This is a genomic window from Paenibacillus sp. FW104-T2, assembly GCF_058789975.1.
The window spans coordinates 156819-173482 of sequence record NZ_JBYTCE010000015.1; the positions used below are offsets into that span (position 1 = coordinate 156819).

General features: G+C 42.8%; 18 protein-coding genes. 15 read left to right on the forward strand and 3 right to left on the reverse strand.

Going from position 1 to position 16664, the window contains the following annotated elements:
* The first annotated feature begins 17 nt into the window (after positions 1-17).
* The 5 genes from AC3WQ3_RS19265 (at position 18) to AC3WQ3_RS19285 (ending at position 6627) form a co-directional block, all read left to right on the forward strand.
* On the forward strand, positions 18-932 hold the full coding sequence (locus tag AC3WQ3_RS19265; protein ID WP_127536959.1) for an ABC transporter permease: 915 nt from the start codon (positions 18-20) through the stop codon (positions 930-932).
* 13 nt (positions 933-945) lie between these two features.
* Entirely contained in the window at positions 946-1839 is an 894-nt protein-coding gene (locus AC3WQ3_RS19270; RefSeq protein ID WP_336781744.1) for a carbohydrate ABC transporter permease, read from the forward strand.
* 67 nt (positions 1840-1906) lie between these two features.
* Entirely contained in the window at positions 1907-3535 is a 1629-nt protein-coding gene (locus tag AC3WQ3_RS19275) for a glycoside hydrolase family 13 protein (RefSeq protein WP_336781743.1), read from the forward strand.
* Between the two features lie 278 nt (positions 3536-3813).
* Positions 3814-5481: a glycoside hydrolase family 13 protein gene (locus AC3WQ3_RS19280; RefSeq protein ID WP_336781742.1), complete on the forward strand. Its 1668-nt coding sequence runs from the start codon at positions 3814-3816 to the stop codon at positions 5479-5481.
* Positions 5482-5739: 258 nt separating this feature from the next.
* A complete protein-coding gene (locus tag AC3WQ3_RS19285) occupies positions 5740-6627 on the forward strand; it encodes an aldo/keto reductase (protein ID WP_336781741.1) in 888 nt (295 codons plus the stop codon).
* A 115-nt stretch (positions 6628-6742) separates the two neighbouring features.
* On the opposite strand, the gene AC3WQ3_RS19290 is transcribed toward AC3WQ3_RS19285, so the two are convergent.
* A complete protein-coding gene (locus AC3WQ3_RS19290; protein WP_492473203.1) occupies positions 6743-8503 on the reverse strand; it encodes a methyl-accepting chemotaxis protein in 1761 nt (586 codons plus the stop codon).
* 338 nt (positions 8504-8841) lie between these two features.
* Here AC3WQ3_RS19290 and AC3WQ3_RS19295 point away from each other — a divergent pair, with 338 nt between their 5' ends.
* The 3 genes from AC3WQ3_RS19295 (at position 8842) to AC3WQ3_RS19305 (ending at position 10690) form a co-directional block, all read left to right on the forward strand.
* The gene (locus AC3WQ3_RS19295; protein WP_336781739.1) at positions 8842-9243 is read left to right on the forward strand and encodes a hypothetical protein; all 402 of its coding nucleotides are present in this window, start codon (positions 8842-8844) and stop codon (positions 9241-9243) included.
* A gap of 177 nt (positions 9244-9420) precedes the next feature.
* Positions 9421-9978: a PadR family transcriptional regulator gene (locus tag AC3WQ3_RS19300; protein ID WP_336781738.1), complete on the forward strand. Its 558-nt coding sequence runs from the start codon at positions 9421-9423 to the stop codon at positions 9976-9978.
* On the forward strand, positions 9971-10690 hold the full coding sequence (locus AC3WQ3_RS19305; protein WP_336781737.1) for a CPBP family intramembrane glutamic endopeptidase: 720 nt from the start codon (positions 9971-9973) through the stop codon (positions 10688-10690). Before AC3WQ3_RS19300 ends, AC3WQ3_RS19305 begins: the two co-directional genes overlap by 8 nt.
* Positions 10691-10742: 52 nt before the next feature.
* Here the strand turns inward: AC3WQ3_RS19305 and AC3WQ3_RS19310 are convergent, their stop codons facing one another.
* Together AC3WQ3_RS19310 and AC3WQ3_RS19315 are read right to left on the reverse strand one after the other, a co-directional pair.
* On the reverse strand, positions 10743-10931 hold the full coding sequence (locus AC3WQ3_RS19310) for a hypothetical protein (RefSeq protein ID WP_336781736.1): 189 nt from the start codon (positions 10929-10931) through the stop codon (positions 10743-10745).
* Positions 10932-11025: 94 nt separating this feature from the next.
* Entirely contained in the window at positions 11026-11604 is a 579-nt protein-coding gene (locus AC3WQ3_RS19315; RefSeq protein WP_336781735.1) for a hypothetical protein, read from the reverse strand.
* A gap of 149 nt (positions 11605-11753) precedes the next feature.
* Here AC3WQ3_RS19315 and AC3WQ3_RS19320 point away from each other — a divergent pair, with 149 nt between their 5' ends.
* From AC3WQ3_RS19320 to AC3WQ3_RS19350, 7 genes are all read left to right on the forward strand, one after another.
* Positions 11754-12383 (forward strand): cysteine hydrolase family protein, encoded by a 630-nt coding sequence (locus tag AC3WQ3_RS19320; protein WP_336781734.1) that lies wholly within the window; start codon positions 11754-11756, stop codon positions 12381-12383.
* A 166-nt stretch (positions 12384-12549) separates the two neighbouring features.
* Entirely contained in the window at positions 12550-13005 is a 456-nt protein-coding gene (locus tag AC3WQ3_RS19325; RefSeq protein ID WP_336781733.1) for a GNAT family N-acetyltransferase, read from the forward strand.
* Positions 13006-13168: 163 nt separating this feature from the next.
* On the forward strand, positions 13169-13750 hold the full coding sequence (locus tag AC3WQ3_RS19330; protein ID WP_336781732.1) for a hypothetical protein: 582 nt from the start codon (positions 13169-13171) through the stop codon (positions 13748-13750).
* 90 nt (positions 13751-13840) lie between these two features.
* On the forward strand, positions 13841-14458 hold the full coding sequence (locus AC3WQ3_RS19335) for a histidine phosphatase family protein (protein WP_336781731.1): 618 nt from the start codon (positions 13841-13843) through the stop codon (positions 14456-14458).
* A 208-nt stretch (positions 14459-14666) separates the two neighbouring features.
* Complete coding sequence (locus AC3WQ3_RS19340; protein WP_336781730.1) at positions 14667-15296, forward strand: TetR/AcrR family transcriptional regulator; 630 nt, start codon at positions 14667-14669, stop codon at positions 15294-15296.
* Positions 15297-15314: 18 nt separating this feature from the next.
* Entirely contained in the window at positions 15315-15824 is a 510-nt protein-coding gene (locus AC3WQ3_RS19345) for a DUF4188 domain-containing protein (protein WP_336781729.1), read from the forward strand.
* Positions 15825-16107: 283 nt separating this feature from the next.
* Positions 16108-16239, forward strand: coding sequence for a sporulation protein YjcZ (locus tag AC3WQ3_RS19350; RefSeq protein WP_154894059.1), 132 nt, complete (start codon positions 16108-16110; stop codon positions 16237-16239).
* Positions 16240-16664 lie beyond the last annotated feature (425 nt).

The following is a 16664-nucleotide window of genomic DNA, read 5'->3' on the forward strand; positions in this document are numbered from 1 at the left end:
AGGAAAGGGGTTCATCCATGAAACAGGGGAAATTAAAAGCAAGAGGCCGGCTAGGCACAGGTGCCATGTACCATATGATGATGCTGCCGGGTATTTTGTTTTTGCTTGTATTCAGCTATATACCAATGGTCGGTGTCATTACGGCTTTTCAGGACTATGTACCAGCCAAGGGCATGTTCGGCTCCGAATTTGTAGGGCTGAAGCATTTTATTTATATGTTCAAACTCCCGGATATCGCTCAGGTCATCAGTAATACGCTAGTCATTGCGATTGCCAAGATTCTGCTCGGAACGTTGATGGCGATCATATTTTCCGTGTTATTGAATGAAATTCGTGTTAAATACGTTAAAAAATCCGTGCAGACGATTGTTTATCTGCCGCACTTTCTATCCTGGGTTGTACTCGCATCCGTCGTGGTCAACATGTTCAGTTTGGATGGAATCGTGAACCAAATGCTCGCGTTCTTTGGCCTGGATCATATCAATTTCCTGGGCAGCAACACATGGTTCCAGCCACTGATCATCGGAACAGACGTCTGGAAGGAATTTGGTTATAGTTCCATCGTTTATTTGGCTGCTATTACGTCGATTGATCCCGGTCTATATGAAGCGGCAGGAATGGATGGAGCCAGTTGGTGGAGAAAAGTATGGCATATTACGCTGCCGGGTATGCTGCCTATTATTCTGCTCATGGGTGTAATGAGCTTGACTAATATTTTGAGTGCCGGTTTCGATCAAATCTATAACCTGTATAACCCGGTAGTGTATGAAACGGGTGATATTCTGGATACTTACGTGTACCGCATTGGTCTCGTTGGAAGACAGTACAGCTTCGGTACGGCTGTTGGATTGTTCAAATCCGTGATCGGCATCGTGCTGCTCTTGTCTGCGAATCAACTCGCCAAAAAATATACTGACAGAAAAATTTTCTAAGGAGGCAACGTCCGTGTCCTATTCTGCAAACGTTAAAGAACGAATTGGCCGGTTTGTCATCTATGCCATCGTAATCATGCTGGCATTGGCTTGCCTTCTTCCGTTATGGAATATTGTTGCCATTTCATTCAGCAGCAGCGAGGCTGTATCGGCGAATGCCGTAGGTCTCGTTCCGGTCAATTTTACGACTGCCGCGTATTCAAAAATTATTGATGATGCACAGTTCTGGCGCTCATTCGGCATATCTGTTCTGCGCGTTGCGCTGGCTCTTGTGCTTAACATGATTCTGATTATTTTGATGGCTTATCCGCTATCCAAGTCGAAAAGGGAATTCAAAGGCAGAAACATCTATATGAATATCATGATTTTTGCCATGTTGTTCAGTGGAGGCATGATTCCGAGTTACCTGCTGATCAAAAACCTGGATATGCTTAATACGATATGGGCACTTGTTCTGCCAGGCGCTGTCCCGATATTCAGTGTCATTCTTGTGATGAACTTCTTCTCTGCAGTTCCTAAAGCACTGGAAGAAGCGGCGTTTATCGATGGGGCGAATCCGATTCAAGTTTTGTTCAAAGTGTATGTTCCGGTGTCCATACCTGCGCTGGCGACCGTTGCCTTATTCAGTATCGTGGGTACGTGGAACGACTTCTTCAGCGGTTTGATCTATATGACCAAGGTCAGCAACTATCCGCTTATGACCTATATTCAGTCCCTTAACGTAAATATTGCCGATCTGCTGCAAGCCGGTACGAATTCCAGCGAGCTCAGCAACCTGACTGAGATTTCGAATAAAAACCTGAATGCAGCTAAAATCGTAGTCGCAGTCATTCCGCTGCTGTTGATTTATCCGCTGCTGCAAAAATACTTTGTAACAGGCATTGTCGTTGGATCAGTCAAAGAATAATGAGAGGTTATAACACACCTTAGCAGAGAGGCACACCAATCTGGAGAAGGTAGAAAGGTTGAATGACATGGAAAATAAAAAATGGTGGAAAGAAACCGTTGTATATCAAATCTATCCGCGGAGTTTTCAAGATAGTAACGGAGACGGAATTGGCGACTTGAAGGGTATTGAGTCAAGGCTCGATTATTTGCAGGAACTCGGCATTGGTGCGATCTGGTTGTCACCTGTATGCAAGTCACCTCAAGATGACTATGGGTATGACATCTCCGATTATCAGGATATCGATCCCATGTTCGGGTCTCTGGATGATATGGAAGCGTTAATTCATGAAGCCGGAAAACGAGATATTCGGATCATTATGGACCTGGTGTTGAATCACACATCGGATGAGCATCCTTGGTTTCAAGAAGCCAAAAAAGGCAAAGACAATCCGTACCATGACTACTACGTCTGGAGAGATGGTGTGGAAGGAACGCCTCCGAACGATTTAGGGTCCACATTTGGTGGCTCAGCCTGGGAATGGGTTCCTGAAATTGGACAATATTATTTGCATCTCTTTTCCGTAAAACAGCCAGATCTCAACTGGGAAAATCCCAAAGTCCGGCAGGAGATTTACGACATGATCAATTGGTGGATCGACAAGGGAGTCGGCGGGTTTAGACTGGATGTAATCGACTTAATCGGTAAAGAGCCGGATGCGAAGATTACGGGGAATGGGCCCAATCTGCATAAATATATCAGGGAACTGAGCAAGGAAACGTTTCAAAAAGCAGAAAATCTCCTAACCGTTGGAGAAACATGGGGCGCTACTCCCGAGATTGCAAAACTGTACAGCAACCCGGACGGCAGTGAGTTTTCTATGGTGTTCCAATTTGAACACATCGGCTTGGATGAACAAGAAGGCAAAGGAAAGTGGGATCTCAAGCCTTTGGATGTGCTGGAATTGAAAAAAGTGCTGTCCAAATGGCAGACAGAGCTCAAGGGCGATGCCTGGAACAGCTTATTCTGGAATAACCACGACTTGCCACGAATCGTCTCCCGTTGGGGAAATGACGGAGAATACAGGATCGAATCGGCTAAAATGCTCGCGACCCTTCTTCATGGCATGCAAGGCACACCTTATATTTATCAGGGTGAAGAACTAGGCATGACGAATGTTCAATATGCGATTGAAGACTATCGGGATATTGAATTGCTTAATCTCTATAAAGAAAGAATGGGGAAAGGATATCCTGAAAGCAACGTGATGGAGTCGATCTTCGCCAAGGGACGCGATAATGCGCGAACACCAATGCAATGGGATTCTTCCGATAACGCTGGGTTTACAAGTGGCGAACCATGGATTAAGGTGAATCCGAACTATATCGATATCCATGCCCAAGACAATTTGAATAACCCTGAATCCATATTTCATTACTATCGGAAGTTAATCCAATTAAGAAAAGATCATGAAGTCATCGTGTATGGAGATTATGAGCTGGTTTTCCCGGATGATCCAGAGGTGTTTGCTTATACCCGAAAGCTGAATGGAACAAAAGTCCTTGTTGTATGTAATTTTCAGGGGAATACGATCGAGCTCCCGCTTCAGGAACACTTGTCAGAGACGAATCAGCTGCTGATATCGAATTATGCAGGTGAATTGCCTCTGGACGAACTGCGTCCATATGAAGCGAGAATGTACCTTATGCATGCGTAAAGAATAATACTATAAATAAAGTCTATATAAACTGCTTAAACAGACACACGTTAACGGAGAGGCAGAACCAATCTGGAGAAGCGAAGCGTTCGCTTAAAAGCTTTCCGAAGGAAAGCTGCATCGGAAGCATAGGCATATCACCGGATTTCCCCCTTAGAGAAGGGGATTCAAAAAATCTGGGGATAACAGCGATCGGAAGATGGTACTGCGCTCGTAGTGCCCTTGTGTGATCGATTGGTGCAGTTTATATCGTGGTTGAGAAAGAAGGATTACATCAAATGAAAAGAGTATGGTGGAAAGAAGCAGTAGCATATCAAATCTATCCTAGAAGCTTTATGGATTCCAATGGGGACGGGATTGGCGACATCAAGGGAATCATTTCAAAACTGGATTATATTCAAGACCTCGGTATTGATCTGATATGGATCTGCCCGATGTATAAGTCTCCTAACGATGATAATGGTTATGATATCAGTGATTACTGTTCCATTATGGATGAATTCGGCACGATGGCTGAATTTGATCAATTATTAAAAGAAGTACATCAACGTGGCATGAAACTCATCATGGACTTGGTGATCAATCATACCAGTGACGAACATCCGTGGTTCATCGAATCGAGATCTTCGCAGGATAGTCCGAAACGGGACTGGTACATCTGGAGAGATGGGAAGAACGGAGAAGAACCGAATAACTGGGAAAGCATCTTCGGTGGTTCTGCTTGGGAATATGATGAAGTCTCCGGACAGTACTATCTTCATCTGTTCTCCAAAAAACAACCGGATTTGAATTGGGCAAACGAAAACGTACGGAAATCCATATATGAAATGATGAACTGGTGGCTGGGTAAAGGTATTGATGGTTTCCGTGTCGATGCAATCAGCCATATCCACAAAGAAGAGGGCCTGTTGGATATGCCAGTCAAAGAAGGATTTAAATATATCTCTTCGTTTGAGAAGCACATGAATGTCAAAGGAATTCAGCGTTATTTGCAGGAAATGAAAGAGGAAACGTTATCCAAATATGACGTGGTCACCGTTGGGGAAGCCAATGGGGTAAAAGTAGAGGACCAGGAAGATCTGTACGATTGGATCTGTGAAGTCAGAGGCAAATTTAATATGGTCTTCCAATTCGAACACCTTGACTTGTGGAAAAACAGCACTGACCGGCAGCTCGATGTTCCCAAACTGAAAAACGTCTTGACCAAGTGGCAAAAATCACTGGAAGGCATCGGTTGGAATGCACTGTTTATTGAAAATCACGATCAGCCACGTAAAGTTTCATCCTGGGGAAATGATGCGGAGTATTGGTATGAAAGTTCAACAGCTCTTGGAGCCATGTACTTTTTCATGCAGGGCACTCCGTTCATATACCAAGGACAAGAAATAGGCATGACGAATGTGGCTTATCCTTCCATAGAGGACTATAACGACGTAGCTGACCGGAATCTATATCAGATTAAACGTGAAGAAGGGATGTCGCATGAGGAAATCATGAACATCATCTGGGCATCGAGTCGCGATAACTCCAGAACGCCGATGCAGTGGTCTTCTGCAGAACAAGCAGGGTTTACCAATGGTACGCCGTGGCTTAAGGTGAATGATAATTACGTTCATATTAATGTAGAGAAACAGCTTCAGGACCCGCGTTCCATCCTTCACTTTTATAAACGAATGATTCAGCTGCGAAAAGAACACGACACGCTGACATATGGTATCTATGAGCTGCTTATGCCGGAACATCCTAGTGTATTTGCTTATACACGTACTCTAGCAGACCAGCAGGTGCTGGTCGTAGTCAATCTCTCTGATCAAGCCGTAGAGCTTAAGGAAGAAGAACATAGCCTTAACTTCTCCGACATCTGGCTTACCAACTACGAAGATAGCAAGCTGCCAAGGATGCTGCGACCGTATGAAGCGATCGTTGGTTTAAGTGATAAAGAATAAGTCTGATTTTCCTACAGGTATCCTATGAAGTAAACAGAGAATGCACTCACTAATTTCTGACTTCAAACAAGTGAACCCCTTAGATAAGTTATTGGATAAGCGCCGTTTATCCAATGCATTTCTAAGGGGCTTTATTTATTTTGCCTTCAGATTGATAATTTGTTAATTATCCTTTATTATGAAAGCGTTATCGTAAATTGAATCGCTATTGTACCATTCGGTCACTTGACCAACATATTAAACCTCGAGGTGAGTAGAGTGAAGTACAGAAGATTGGGCAAGACCGAGCTGGATGTATCCGTCGTAGGTGTGGGCACCTGGCAGTTTGGCGGGGACTGGGGTAAAGACTATACCCAGATAGAAGTCGATGATATTCTTTACCGTGCCAAAGAACTTGGTATTAATTTGATTGATACAGCGGAATGTTACGGACCTCACCATATGTCGGAAAACTTTATCGGCGATTTTATGTCCCGTGACAGGCGTGAGGATTGGGTGATCGCATCGAAGTTTGGTCATCAGTGGCATGATCACTGGACCAATGCCTGGAGCGTGGATCAGATCCGTGTTCAACTGGAAGAATCCTTGAAAGCGCTAAGAACAGATTATATCGATTTGTATCAGTTCCATTCCGGATCAGATGAGGTGTTTGATAACGACGAGTTGTGGACCATGCTGGACAAGCAGGTACAAGCCGGTAAAATTCGAAATCTTGGTATCTCCATTGGCAGCAACGATAATCTGCATCAGACGAGCAAGGCGAGTGGGTTAAACGCGAAAGCTATACAGGTCGTATATAACCGTCTGGACCAGAAGCCCGAGGAGAGGGTATTCCCGTCATGTCAGGAGCAGGACCTTGGTGTGCTCGCAAGAGTCCCACTGGCCAGCGGCTATCTGAGCGGCAAGTACAAGCCGGGCGCAGTGTTCAATGACAATGTCAGAAAGGGACGCGAGCGTCAAGAGATCGATGAGAAACTTCAGCTGGTAAGTGAAATCCAGAAGAACGAAGTCCCTGAAGGTGTCGACATGGCCTCGTGGGCCCTTGCCTGGTGTCTGAAGCATCCAGCCGTTAGCTGTGTCATTCCAGGATGCAAAAGTCCGGAGCAGGTTGAAGCGAACGCCCGGGCCGCAGATCTGGAATTATAAGCGAGCTTGATCGGTGTAGCTTGCTGGGGGCAAAATAGTCGTGTATTAAAACGGAGAAAGCAGCCGACCAAAGTAGAAGGGGTCGGCTGCTTTTTTTGACCTAGAAGAATCAAAATTAATATTTAAATTGAATCGTCAAACGCTCTAACTTTTGAGACATGTCGGACAAGGTTGTGGCTAGGCTCGTAATTTGTTCCATTGAAGCCAGTTGTTCTTCTGAAGAAGCAGCTATGTTTTGGGAGTTGTCTGCAGCTTGAAGTGCAAGATTGGAGACTTGCTCTTGACCTGCTGTGATTTCCTGGACGCTTGCCGTGATCTGCTGTGTAACGCTGGCAAGTTCCTCCGTTTGTTGGGCGATAAAGTTGGTGGACCCTACGATTTTGTTAAACTGTTGTTCCGTCTCATTAGCGATCTGTATGCCGGAATCGACATCCTGTTTAACTCGATTCAACGTTTTGAGCGATTGTTCAATATCTGTACGCATATCTTGAATCAACGTGGAAATCTGCCCGGATGACTGGTTCGATTGTTCAGCAAGTTTTCTTACTTCAGCAGCCACTACCGAGAAACCGCGGCCTTCTTCGCCTGCGCGGGCTGCCTCGATCGAGGCGTTCAGAGCAAGAAGATTCGTCTGCTTCGCAATATCCGTAATGGCATGCAGCATGGTACCGATCTGCTGGCTGCGTTCATCTAGCATTCTCATGACTACATCCGTTTCATTAACCGACTTGTTGATCAGATTCATTTGCTTCGCCGTATGCTCTACCGCCGTACCACCTATGTTCGCGAGCTCCATCGCATCAACAGAAGAATCGGCAATGGTTGATGAGCTTTCCGCTATTCGCTGAATCCCGATCGATATTTCCTCGAGTGAGTTGGTTGTCCGTTGAAGCATCATTTGCTGCTCTTGTGCACCTGCTGCAGATTCTTGGATCGAAATGGTGATATTCTCAGTTGCCTGACTGGTGTGCTCCGCTCCAAGAGTCAACTCTTTGGAAGATGAGGCTACCTGTTTGGTAGAGAGATCGACTTGACTAATAAGTGTTCTCATGTTTTTAATCATATGGTTAAAGTCCTGTGAAAGCTCACCGATCTCATCTTTGGACTTCATCTTGACTTCTTCAACAGTTAGGTCTCCGTCCGCAACGGATTTCAATCGCTTAGCGACCATAAGGATGGGCTTCGTGAGGCGTCCTGAGATGATGCTTACGATAAAGGATCCTAGAACAACCGCCACAGCCGTAACGATAAGAACAAGATACAGCACTTGTGTGGCACCACTGTTAAACTCACTTAAGTAGGCACCCGAACCGATGATCCATCCCCAATGCGGGTCCATTTCAACATATGAAACTTTCGTTTTTACCTCACCTGTATTAGGTAGAGCCCACTTGTAGGTGATAAATCCGCCTCCGGCTGTTCCAACATTAACGATTTCTTTTCCCAAATATACGCCATCTTCTGTAACGACATCTGTCAAATCCTGACCTTCATTTGATGGATTCATTACGGAATGCGCATCTTTGCCAACAGCCCATGGATATCCTGTTTCCCCTACAGTATATTCACTTTTTACAGGCCGCTTATTATCTGCATTCTTATCACCGAGCAGTTCTACGCGGAGCTTTTCCTGCGCTTGCTCCAATGTCAAATGTCCGTTCTCTACCTGCTCGTTGAGGAGATTAATCATACCAATGACCATTCGTACACTATTTTCAAGAGCGGCCTTGCCGGATTCATTCATTTCATTTTTTGAAACAGTATAAGAACTGAACCCTATTACGATTGTGGGCACAATAAGTATTACCAAGCACAAAGAGACTAACTTGGCCCTTAACGTTCTCATTTTTAGAATGGATCCTATCTTTGTTTTCACTTCAGTTCCCCCTAAGTATGTATATGTACAGATCTAACTCAGAACCTAATAGTTAAAATTTAAATTAAATCTGTACCTAATATATCGAAAAAAGAGGAGGTAAAATGAAGTCTTTAAGCGATGAAAATCTCTGTAAACGAACTCATCCATTGTGCTCAACACAGGGCAAATAGAATTTGTAAAACCAAAAGTGGAAATTGCATAAACATGCATTCTTCACTAAGTAGAGAAGCTGAATATGTCCCATCTACGGTGTTTCATAAAACAAAGGTAAACAAACACTTATTGTTGTATAATGATGGTAGAATATACAGGTGATAGGATAGGGGCGAGAGATTTTGCACAGAAAGATTAAGATTAACCTTTTTTACGTAGCTGCTGGGATTTATCTGGGTATCGCCGTTGCAGCATTTGTTCCATGGATTGAGATTGGTTTGAAAATAACGGCATACTCAAGCATTATCGCACTATTAATAACGATCTATGACTCTTCTAAAGTTAGCTTTAGAATTAACTCAAACCAAGGTAACTTGCGTAAACAAAGAGTCCATTATGTATTTATGTTAGCTATGAAAGGTTTAATGATAATATCACCGTTCGTTTTACTGTTCTGGATTAATTATGAGGATGATGAAGAAGTTATAGCCAAGATCAGTAATTACGTAACGTTTGCTGCTATTGGAATTGTGTTCTTTACACGAGGAATGGAATTAAAAGGTGTAAGCAGCACTCAAAAATGATTTGAGGCATATTGCATTATTATAGATAGATAGGGGGGTTACCTTACGGTAATCACTCCTTTTTTGCATTGGAGAACAGAATCAAAGATATTTAGAAATGAATTGTAATCTATATCCTAATGGAGTAATATGCTAATTATATATATCTTAAAGATATATTGTGAACGGGGAGGGAATATGAGAAGAATCAATACGACCCACTTTGCAATTCTCGGCTTGCTTCGCTTGAAGCCCATGAGCGCCTATGAGCTGGTTAAGTTTTCGAAGGAGAGCATCGGCCTTTTTTGGAACGAATCGTATGGACATATTCATAAGAGTATCAAACAATTGCAGTTAGAAGGCTCCGTTTCGGTGGTGGACGAAGCAGAGACGGGGAGACGTAAAATTGTCTATGGCATTACAGAGCAAGGATGTGACCAGCTTGATTCCTGGCTGGCTCTGCCACCTGAAGAACCCGTAATGAGAAACGAACTGCTGATGAAGCTTTTTGTTTCCGATGAACGTCATATCCCGCACCTCATCACTTTTCTTGAAGAGGAATTAACAGCTAACGAGCAGCTCATCACGATGTTGGCAGGAATTAAAGCGAGTGTTCCTAAAGTGGAAAGCAAGCAAGCCCAGCTCTGGTTGTTAACCCTGGACTATGGGGAGAGATATCTTCGGATGACCATGGAATGGTGTCAGCATGCGCTGGAAACGTTAAGTCATCCAAACAGGGGAGAATATAATGAATAAAAAACGAACCACCCGCATTCCCATCCTATTGATCACGATCGTGGTGGTTGCCTGCGCACCTCTCCTGTTATGGTTTAGAAGCAGTCCGCTTCTCCCATTAAAGGTCTTCGACAGCGAGGTATACAACCTGGAGATTAGTTATCAGATTACGGTGTTGTTATTAGCTGTTATTGTGATTGGGATTGTATACGGGTTGGCAGGCAAGGGGGGACTTCGGTATTTAAATCTGAAAAATCGAGATGGAAAAATTCGGCCCGAACCGTGGATCGGCATTAAGCCGAAGGAAACAGAGACATGGAAACACTTGGGTCTAAACTTTGCGGTCATCATTACGTTGGTAACGGCTGTCGTTATCTACTTCCAAGTGGTGCACGGGGAAGCCGTCAGACTGGAGCTGTATCCCGGTGTTATCCTCATCCTAATGTTTGCACTAATGAATGCTTTTTCTGAAGAAATCATCTTTCGGTTTTCATTTGTTGCTGTTGTAGGCAAATATGGTTTGTCCCCGTATGTAGCTCAAGGACTGGCGGCTGCAATCTTTGGCGCCGTTCATTATTTTGGACATCCAGGCGGGATAGCGGGTGTAATCATGGCAGCGTTTATCGGATGGTTTTTAGCCAAATCTATGTTAGAAACGAAAGGATTTTTCTGGGCGTTGACGATTCATTTCTTGCAGGATGTTCTTATTTTTAGTGCCTTATTTATGAAGTAGCTGGGCTTGGGAGCTCATACAAAAGTTAACCGCCCTTCAATGGGCGGTTAACTTAATCCAAGGGCCATAAATAATCAGTAAAAGACTGATTGATTTGAGTAAGAACTCTTTCTATGGTTTCATTGGCGGGGCTTGTTTCAAAATCCTGATATCTTTCCAACAAGGGCATAAACGCTTTAACTTTCATGTTGTGAATAGTCACTGCATCATTTAAATTAGCTTTACATAATGAAACATCCATTCATATGTTCCCCCTATTGAGACGCTCGGTAACAACATATTAGATAGCACATACACTGTTTACTTAGTGCAAAGAAAGATATTATTCAATACATCTATGATAAGAAACGTTTGCTATATTTTCCGAATAACCACCCTGTTATCCCAAAGGATGCGATAACAATAATGACAAACATTTGCTCAGCTAGATCGAAGTTAAAATATGAGGTTAGCGAATTTTGAAACAATCGTTTTCCGAGTACCATTAGATAACTAACGCCCCATCCCACAATCATTCCGAACAGTAGATTTCTTAATTTAATATCATCATACTTACGCTTAATCGAGAAGTACCCTAGAACGATGAATGCCAAAGGAAGCCACATGACGTATTTAGCCATATCTATAGAAAATATATAGATGCCGAAAAACAACCAAATGCCGATTCCTCCTGCGATTGCGATACCTCGAATATTCAATTTGGGATACATCCAGATAAACATTAGAAAAAGAGCGAGTGAGATGATTGGAAAAGCGATTAATCCGTAAATAACATAAACAAGTTCGGATAGTGGATCATCTTGCCATGAGCCAGTTGCGTCAAAGAAGACTGCTAGCCCTAGTACGTTGAATGAAGCCAAAATAATTGAAAAAGCAAAGGCAACGCTTCCGGCGAAAGAATAGATAAATCTCATAGATGTGACTCCTTGATAACATAGTTCTTTTTTTAGTTGTTTCATCTAACCAGAAATAAAAGCATCTGTCAATGATTAGGTCTGTAACTTCATTTTTTTTGTATAAAAAGGCTGCACCCTACTAAATACTAAGTTCCGGGGGTGTATGAATGGATAAAATGAAAATTCATCTTGAGGGAAAAAATACAGCTCTAATTGTCGTGGATGTTCAAAACGATTACTGTCATCCAGATGGGGCGATCTCCAAAAGCGGAATTGATGTGAGCTCAGTAAAACAAATGATGCCTCATTTGCATTCTTTATTGGAAGCTTCAAGAGGAAGCTCAATTCCCATCATTTTTTTGCAAACGAACCATGAAGATGCTACTGATTCCGAAGTATGGCTTTCACGTTTTCCGGATGGGGTAAACCCTATTTGTCGTACAGGAAGCTGGGGAGCAAATTTTTACGAAGTGACACCACAGGCGAATGATATCATTGTCAAAAAGCATCGTTACAGCGGGTTTGTCCACACCAGATTGGAGAGCGTTCTGCAAACGCTCAAAATAGAAACCCTTATTATGACAGGAGTTAGCACGAATTTGTGTGTTGAGTCTACAGCGAGGGAAGGTTTTATGCTTGATTATCACATTGTCCTTATACAAGATGCCTGCGCAGCTTTTTCACAAGCAGAACATGATATGACGCTGAAAACAGTGGATACGTATTTTGGCATGGTTACAGATACAGCTGGAATCGTCTCTTATATAGAGACCTCGCATCAGACGGCAGTAAATTAAGCAGAGACGTGGATTGTCGTAGACAAAAAAATGCTCCATTTAAAGTCGCCATAAGCGGCTTTATTTGTTTTAAGAAACTAATATTTTCTCACAATGGTGTTTGGAGCTAGATTGTTGGTATTCTATATGTAAATAAAATAACTTGAATTCAGTATTGGAGGTCTACATGGAATTTAGAACTGCAACGTTAACCCATCTTCCTGCCATTGTTCGTTTATTAGCTGATGATGAAATGGGTGCTACCCGAGAGCGTTTCGTAGATCCACTACCAAAAGAATATGTTGAAGCTTTTGCAAAAATTGAACAGCAAATCGGTAATTCCATAATCATTGCCCTGGATAACAACGAAGTCATTGGTTGTCTTCAGCTTACAATTATTCCGGGGATTGCAAGATTGGGTACAACACGTGGTCAAATTGAGGGTGTTCGTATTGACCGGAACTATCGTGGTCAAGGCGTTGGAGAGTCTTTATTTCAATACGCTATTCATGAAGCCAAATCCATGGGGTGTGAGCTGATTCAACTGACAACGGATAAAAAGCGAAAAGATGCTCACAGGTTCTATGAACGACTTGGATTTGTTGCTAGTCATGATGGGATGAAACTTGCGCTCAGTAATTAGTTTTTATTTAATCAATTACGATACAGCAGCAATAGATACGAGAGCAGCTGACCAATGTGATCGGCTGCTCTTGTTTCAACTAGCTGGGAGATGAGTGCAACATTTCGTCTGCTGAGAAAGTCAATAAGAGGTAAGATGGACGTCATAATATGATGAGAAGTAGGTGGAGAAACTGAAACATCGTTTACTCACGATCATTTTTCTTTTCACTACCCTATTCTTTTTTGCGAATGGTCAAGAAGTCAAAGCTCTATCCTGTGCTGAGAAGAAGGGAAGCCTTCAAGAAGAACTAGACGGATATACGGGTGCTGTTTACGGTGAAATAAAGAAAATTAAAGTTGATCTGAAGCAAGAAGGGATAACGGGCACAAAAGAGAAAGTTAGATATATACTAGTGGAAGTTGAGCGAAGCTGGAAAACGGAAGTTGATTCTGAGGTCATTGTCGCAACCGACTACACTTGGGGTTTTAACTTCAAGGAAGGCAGTAAATACTTCATATTTATTAGTGAAATGGATGGCGAATTAAGCAGTAGTCCGTGCAGCACGACCATTGAAATGAATAACCTTAATCAAGCAACTAAACAATTCGGTGAGGGATTCGAGCCAAAACAACAAGTCAATCTGGAATCCAAGATGTGGTTTATGGTGGAGCAGGATTTTGATTTGTATATCGTCCTTGCAATAATCCTTGTGGTGAGTGCCGTCTTCATCATGAGAGCAAGGAAGAAAAGGAAACGGGGCTAAGCATCATTGGTCTAGGGGAAACATTCGTTGAATAAACAGAAGGTTTTCTCTTGACCGATTACATAATTCCAAGGGAAAGAAGGATACCAAATGACTACGTTAGGATTGATCCGACACGGAGTAACGGATTGGAACGACGAATATCGGACACAAGGCCATTCAGATATCCCGCTCAATGAAAAGGGGCGACAACAAGCTGAACTCTTGTCCCGAAGAATTGGCACAGAACAGTGGAATTATATTTATTCTAGTGATTTGTCCAGAGCACTTGAAACAGCGGAAATCATCGGCAAAATCAACAATATTGAAGTGAGAACCGACCCACGCTTGAGAGAAATGAACTGTGGGCTTATAGAAGGGACGACAGAACAAGAGCGTGTCAATCGATGGGGGTATGGGTGGTTTAGATTGGATCTCGGCATCGAATCAGACGATGAGATTGTAAAAAGAGGCAGGGAGTGCCTTGCCGACATTTCAGACAGACACCCAGACGAGAATATTTTAATCGTGAGTCACGGTGCATTCCTTGGAATGACTCTGAAGAGACTTATCCCGCATATGGACATGACAGAAAGTTTAATGAATACATCTGTCACCATACTGCATACAGCACAACCTCGATGGGACTGTTCGGTGTATAATTGCACTGCACATTTAGATGTGAAATCTATCGAGATCGTAAAAGGGAAGATGGAACAAGAACTATAGAAGCCGTGATAAGCGGCTTTTTATTTTATCGGTACAACAATTTAATATGCGTCCCAATGGAATAAAAATTATTTCACTAGGGCTGCACCCCTGCATCTGTGTAGCAAATGTTAGGGGGTTTTAGTCTGTCTGTTTAGCCGTATTGACTAAATAAGTTAACTCGTGTTAATTTATTAACTGTAGTTAACTTCGAGGAGATGCAATCAATATGAATCAGGATATCTCACTAAGGGAATTAAAAAAAGCTAAGAACAAAATCGCGCTGTATGAAGCTGGATTATCCTTAATGAAGGATCGAATGTTCAGTCAGGTCATGATTGAGGACATCTGCAAGAATGCTGAAATATCCAAGGTCACTTTTTTTAAGTTCTATCAACGAAAAGAGGATTTGCTGATTTATTTTATGCGGGTTTGGCTTACTGAACGAATGATCGAGATCGAACAGGAAGAGAAAAAAGGATTCCAGGCATTCCGCCATTTGCTGTCCAAGGTTGCTAAGGAGCATCAATTAAGGCCGGGGATGATGCCGAGTTTGATTTCCTTTCTTGCAGAACAGAACATGCAGCCTTGTATGCCTGAACTGAGTCAAGCGGAAGTATCGCTGCTCTTTCCAGGTCACGAGGAAGCGGGGAGTGAATCGCCTAATATGTTTGTTTTATTTCAACAGTTCATGAAGGAAGAACTACAAGTGGGTAAGCTCAACAAATCTCTCACCTTGGAGCAATCTGTACAGATCTGTTTCACCATTTTCTATGGTGCGTTTCTGACGGCTCAACTGTACAATTCAGCGGATATTGGCCGCTTTTATGATACGCATCTGGGTCTGCTTGAAATATAGGAGAAGGAGTGAGTAAATATGGCTAAAGTGATTGCGGGTCGTTATACCGCACAGATGGAAGATTCCTTCGTTGTTTTCGTGATTGGTTTTCGGATTAACAAATGGTGGGCGATACATAAATGGCTGCCTGTTATGAATTCCATGTCCCCGATGCTTCAGGAGCTGTATCGGAACAAAGAGGAGCTCGGATTCATGGATGGTTCCTATCACTTTTCAGGCCGTGGACTTACACTCATCCAATATTGGAGGAGCTTTGAACACCTGGAGCATTATGCCCGACACGGAGCTAACCACCTGAAGGCATGGAGGGATTTCAACCGCAAAGTTGGAACTGGGGGAGATGTAGGGATTTTTCACGAAACCTATCTGGTTCATGAAGGGCAATATGAATGTGTTTACAACAATATGCCGACCTTTGGATTGGCAAAAGCGGGAGCCCACGTTCCGGCAACGGGGCGTAAAGAAACGGCAAGCCGGCGGCTTGGCCGCGAAGGAGAACCAGCCGTTCCAACACCTCCGAATCCTTAGTCCTAGCATCTACTGCCACGAAACAAACGAACAATGGGTGCAACCTAAGCGGATGCTCGCATAGTGATATCCTGTATCGAAGTAGCGTGTCTGTAGATAATGGGGTAAACATAACTGAATAAAAGAATAAGGCAGCCGACATCGTGATCGGCTGTTTGTTTTTTAATGAACGAACAGGAAGCAGGCAAATGCAGCGTTGCTATAAGCCCTTTTTGTACATCGCCTTGTCAAATGATGCATTTCTGAATAATCTAACACATACCACAGAAGAGGGGGAAGAAATATGAGTTCAGTTGGATACAGCAATGGTAATGTAGGAGGAATTGGTGGGGGATATGGTGGTTTTACGTCCATTGGTGCTATTCTGGTACTTTTTATTCTGTTAGTCATCATCTCCAAAGCTTTCTTGGTGTAACGATTACTGAATAATCCGCAACTGGTGCAGAGAAAAGAACTTATAAACCTTCAAAATTAAACAGCGGCTTAAACGAAAGTGGTATGCTTGCGGAGTTTCGCCTGCAATATAAAAAAAGGAACTGCTAATATGGCAGTTCCTTTTTTTAAGAAGTGAGAGTTGAGGTCATATACAGGGGCTGGTGAGATCTCCTGGTTCTGTTCTGAGCACTTGTTTAATAGATCCATTTATATTTTTCCTGGCATCTATTCTTTATACATACGAAAGTTTGCTAAGTTATTCAGACTGTACGTAAAAAAAGAGAGGATCCCATAAAAACAAAGGTCATCTCTTTTAAGCAAAAAAATAATTGAACACAAAAAAACGCTATGATATAATCGATAAACGTCATTAATACCAATCAAAAAAAGTATGTACGTATTATT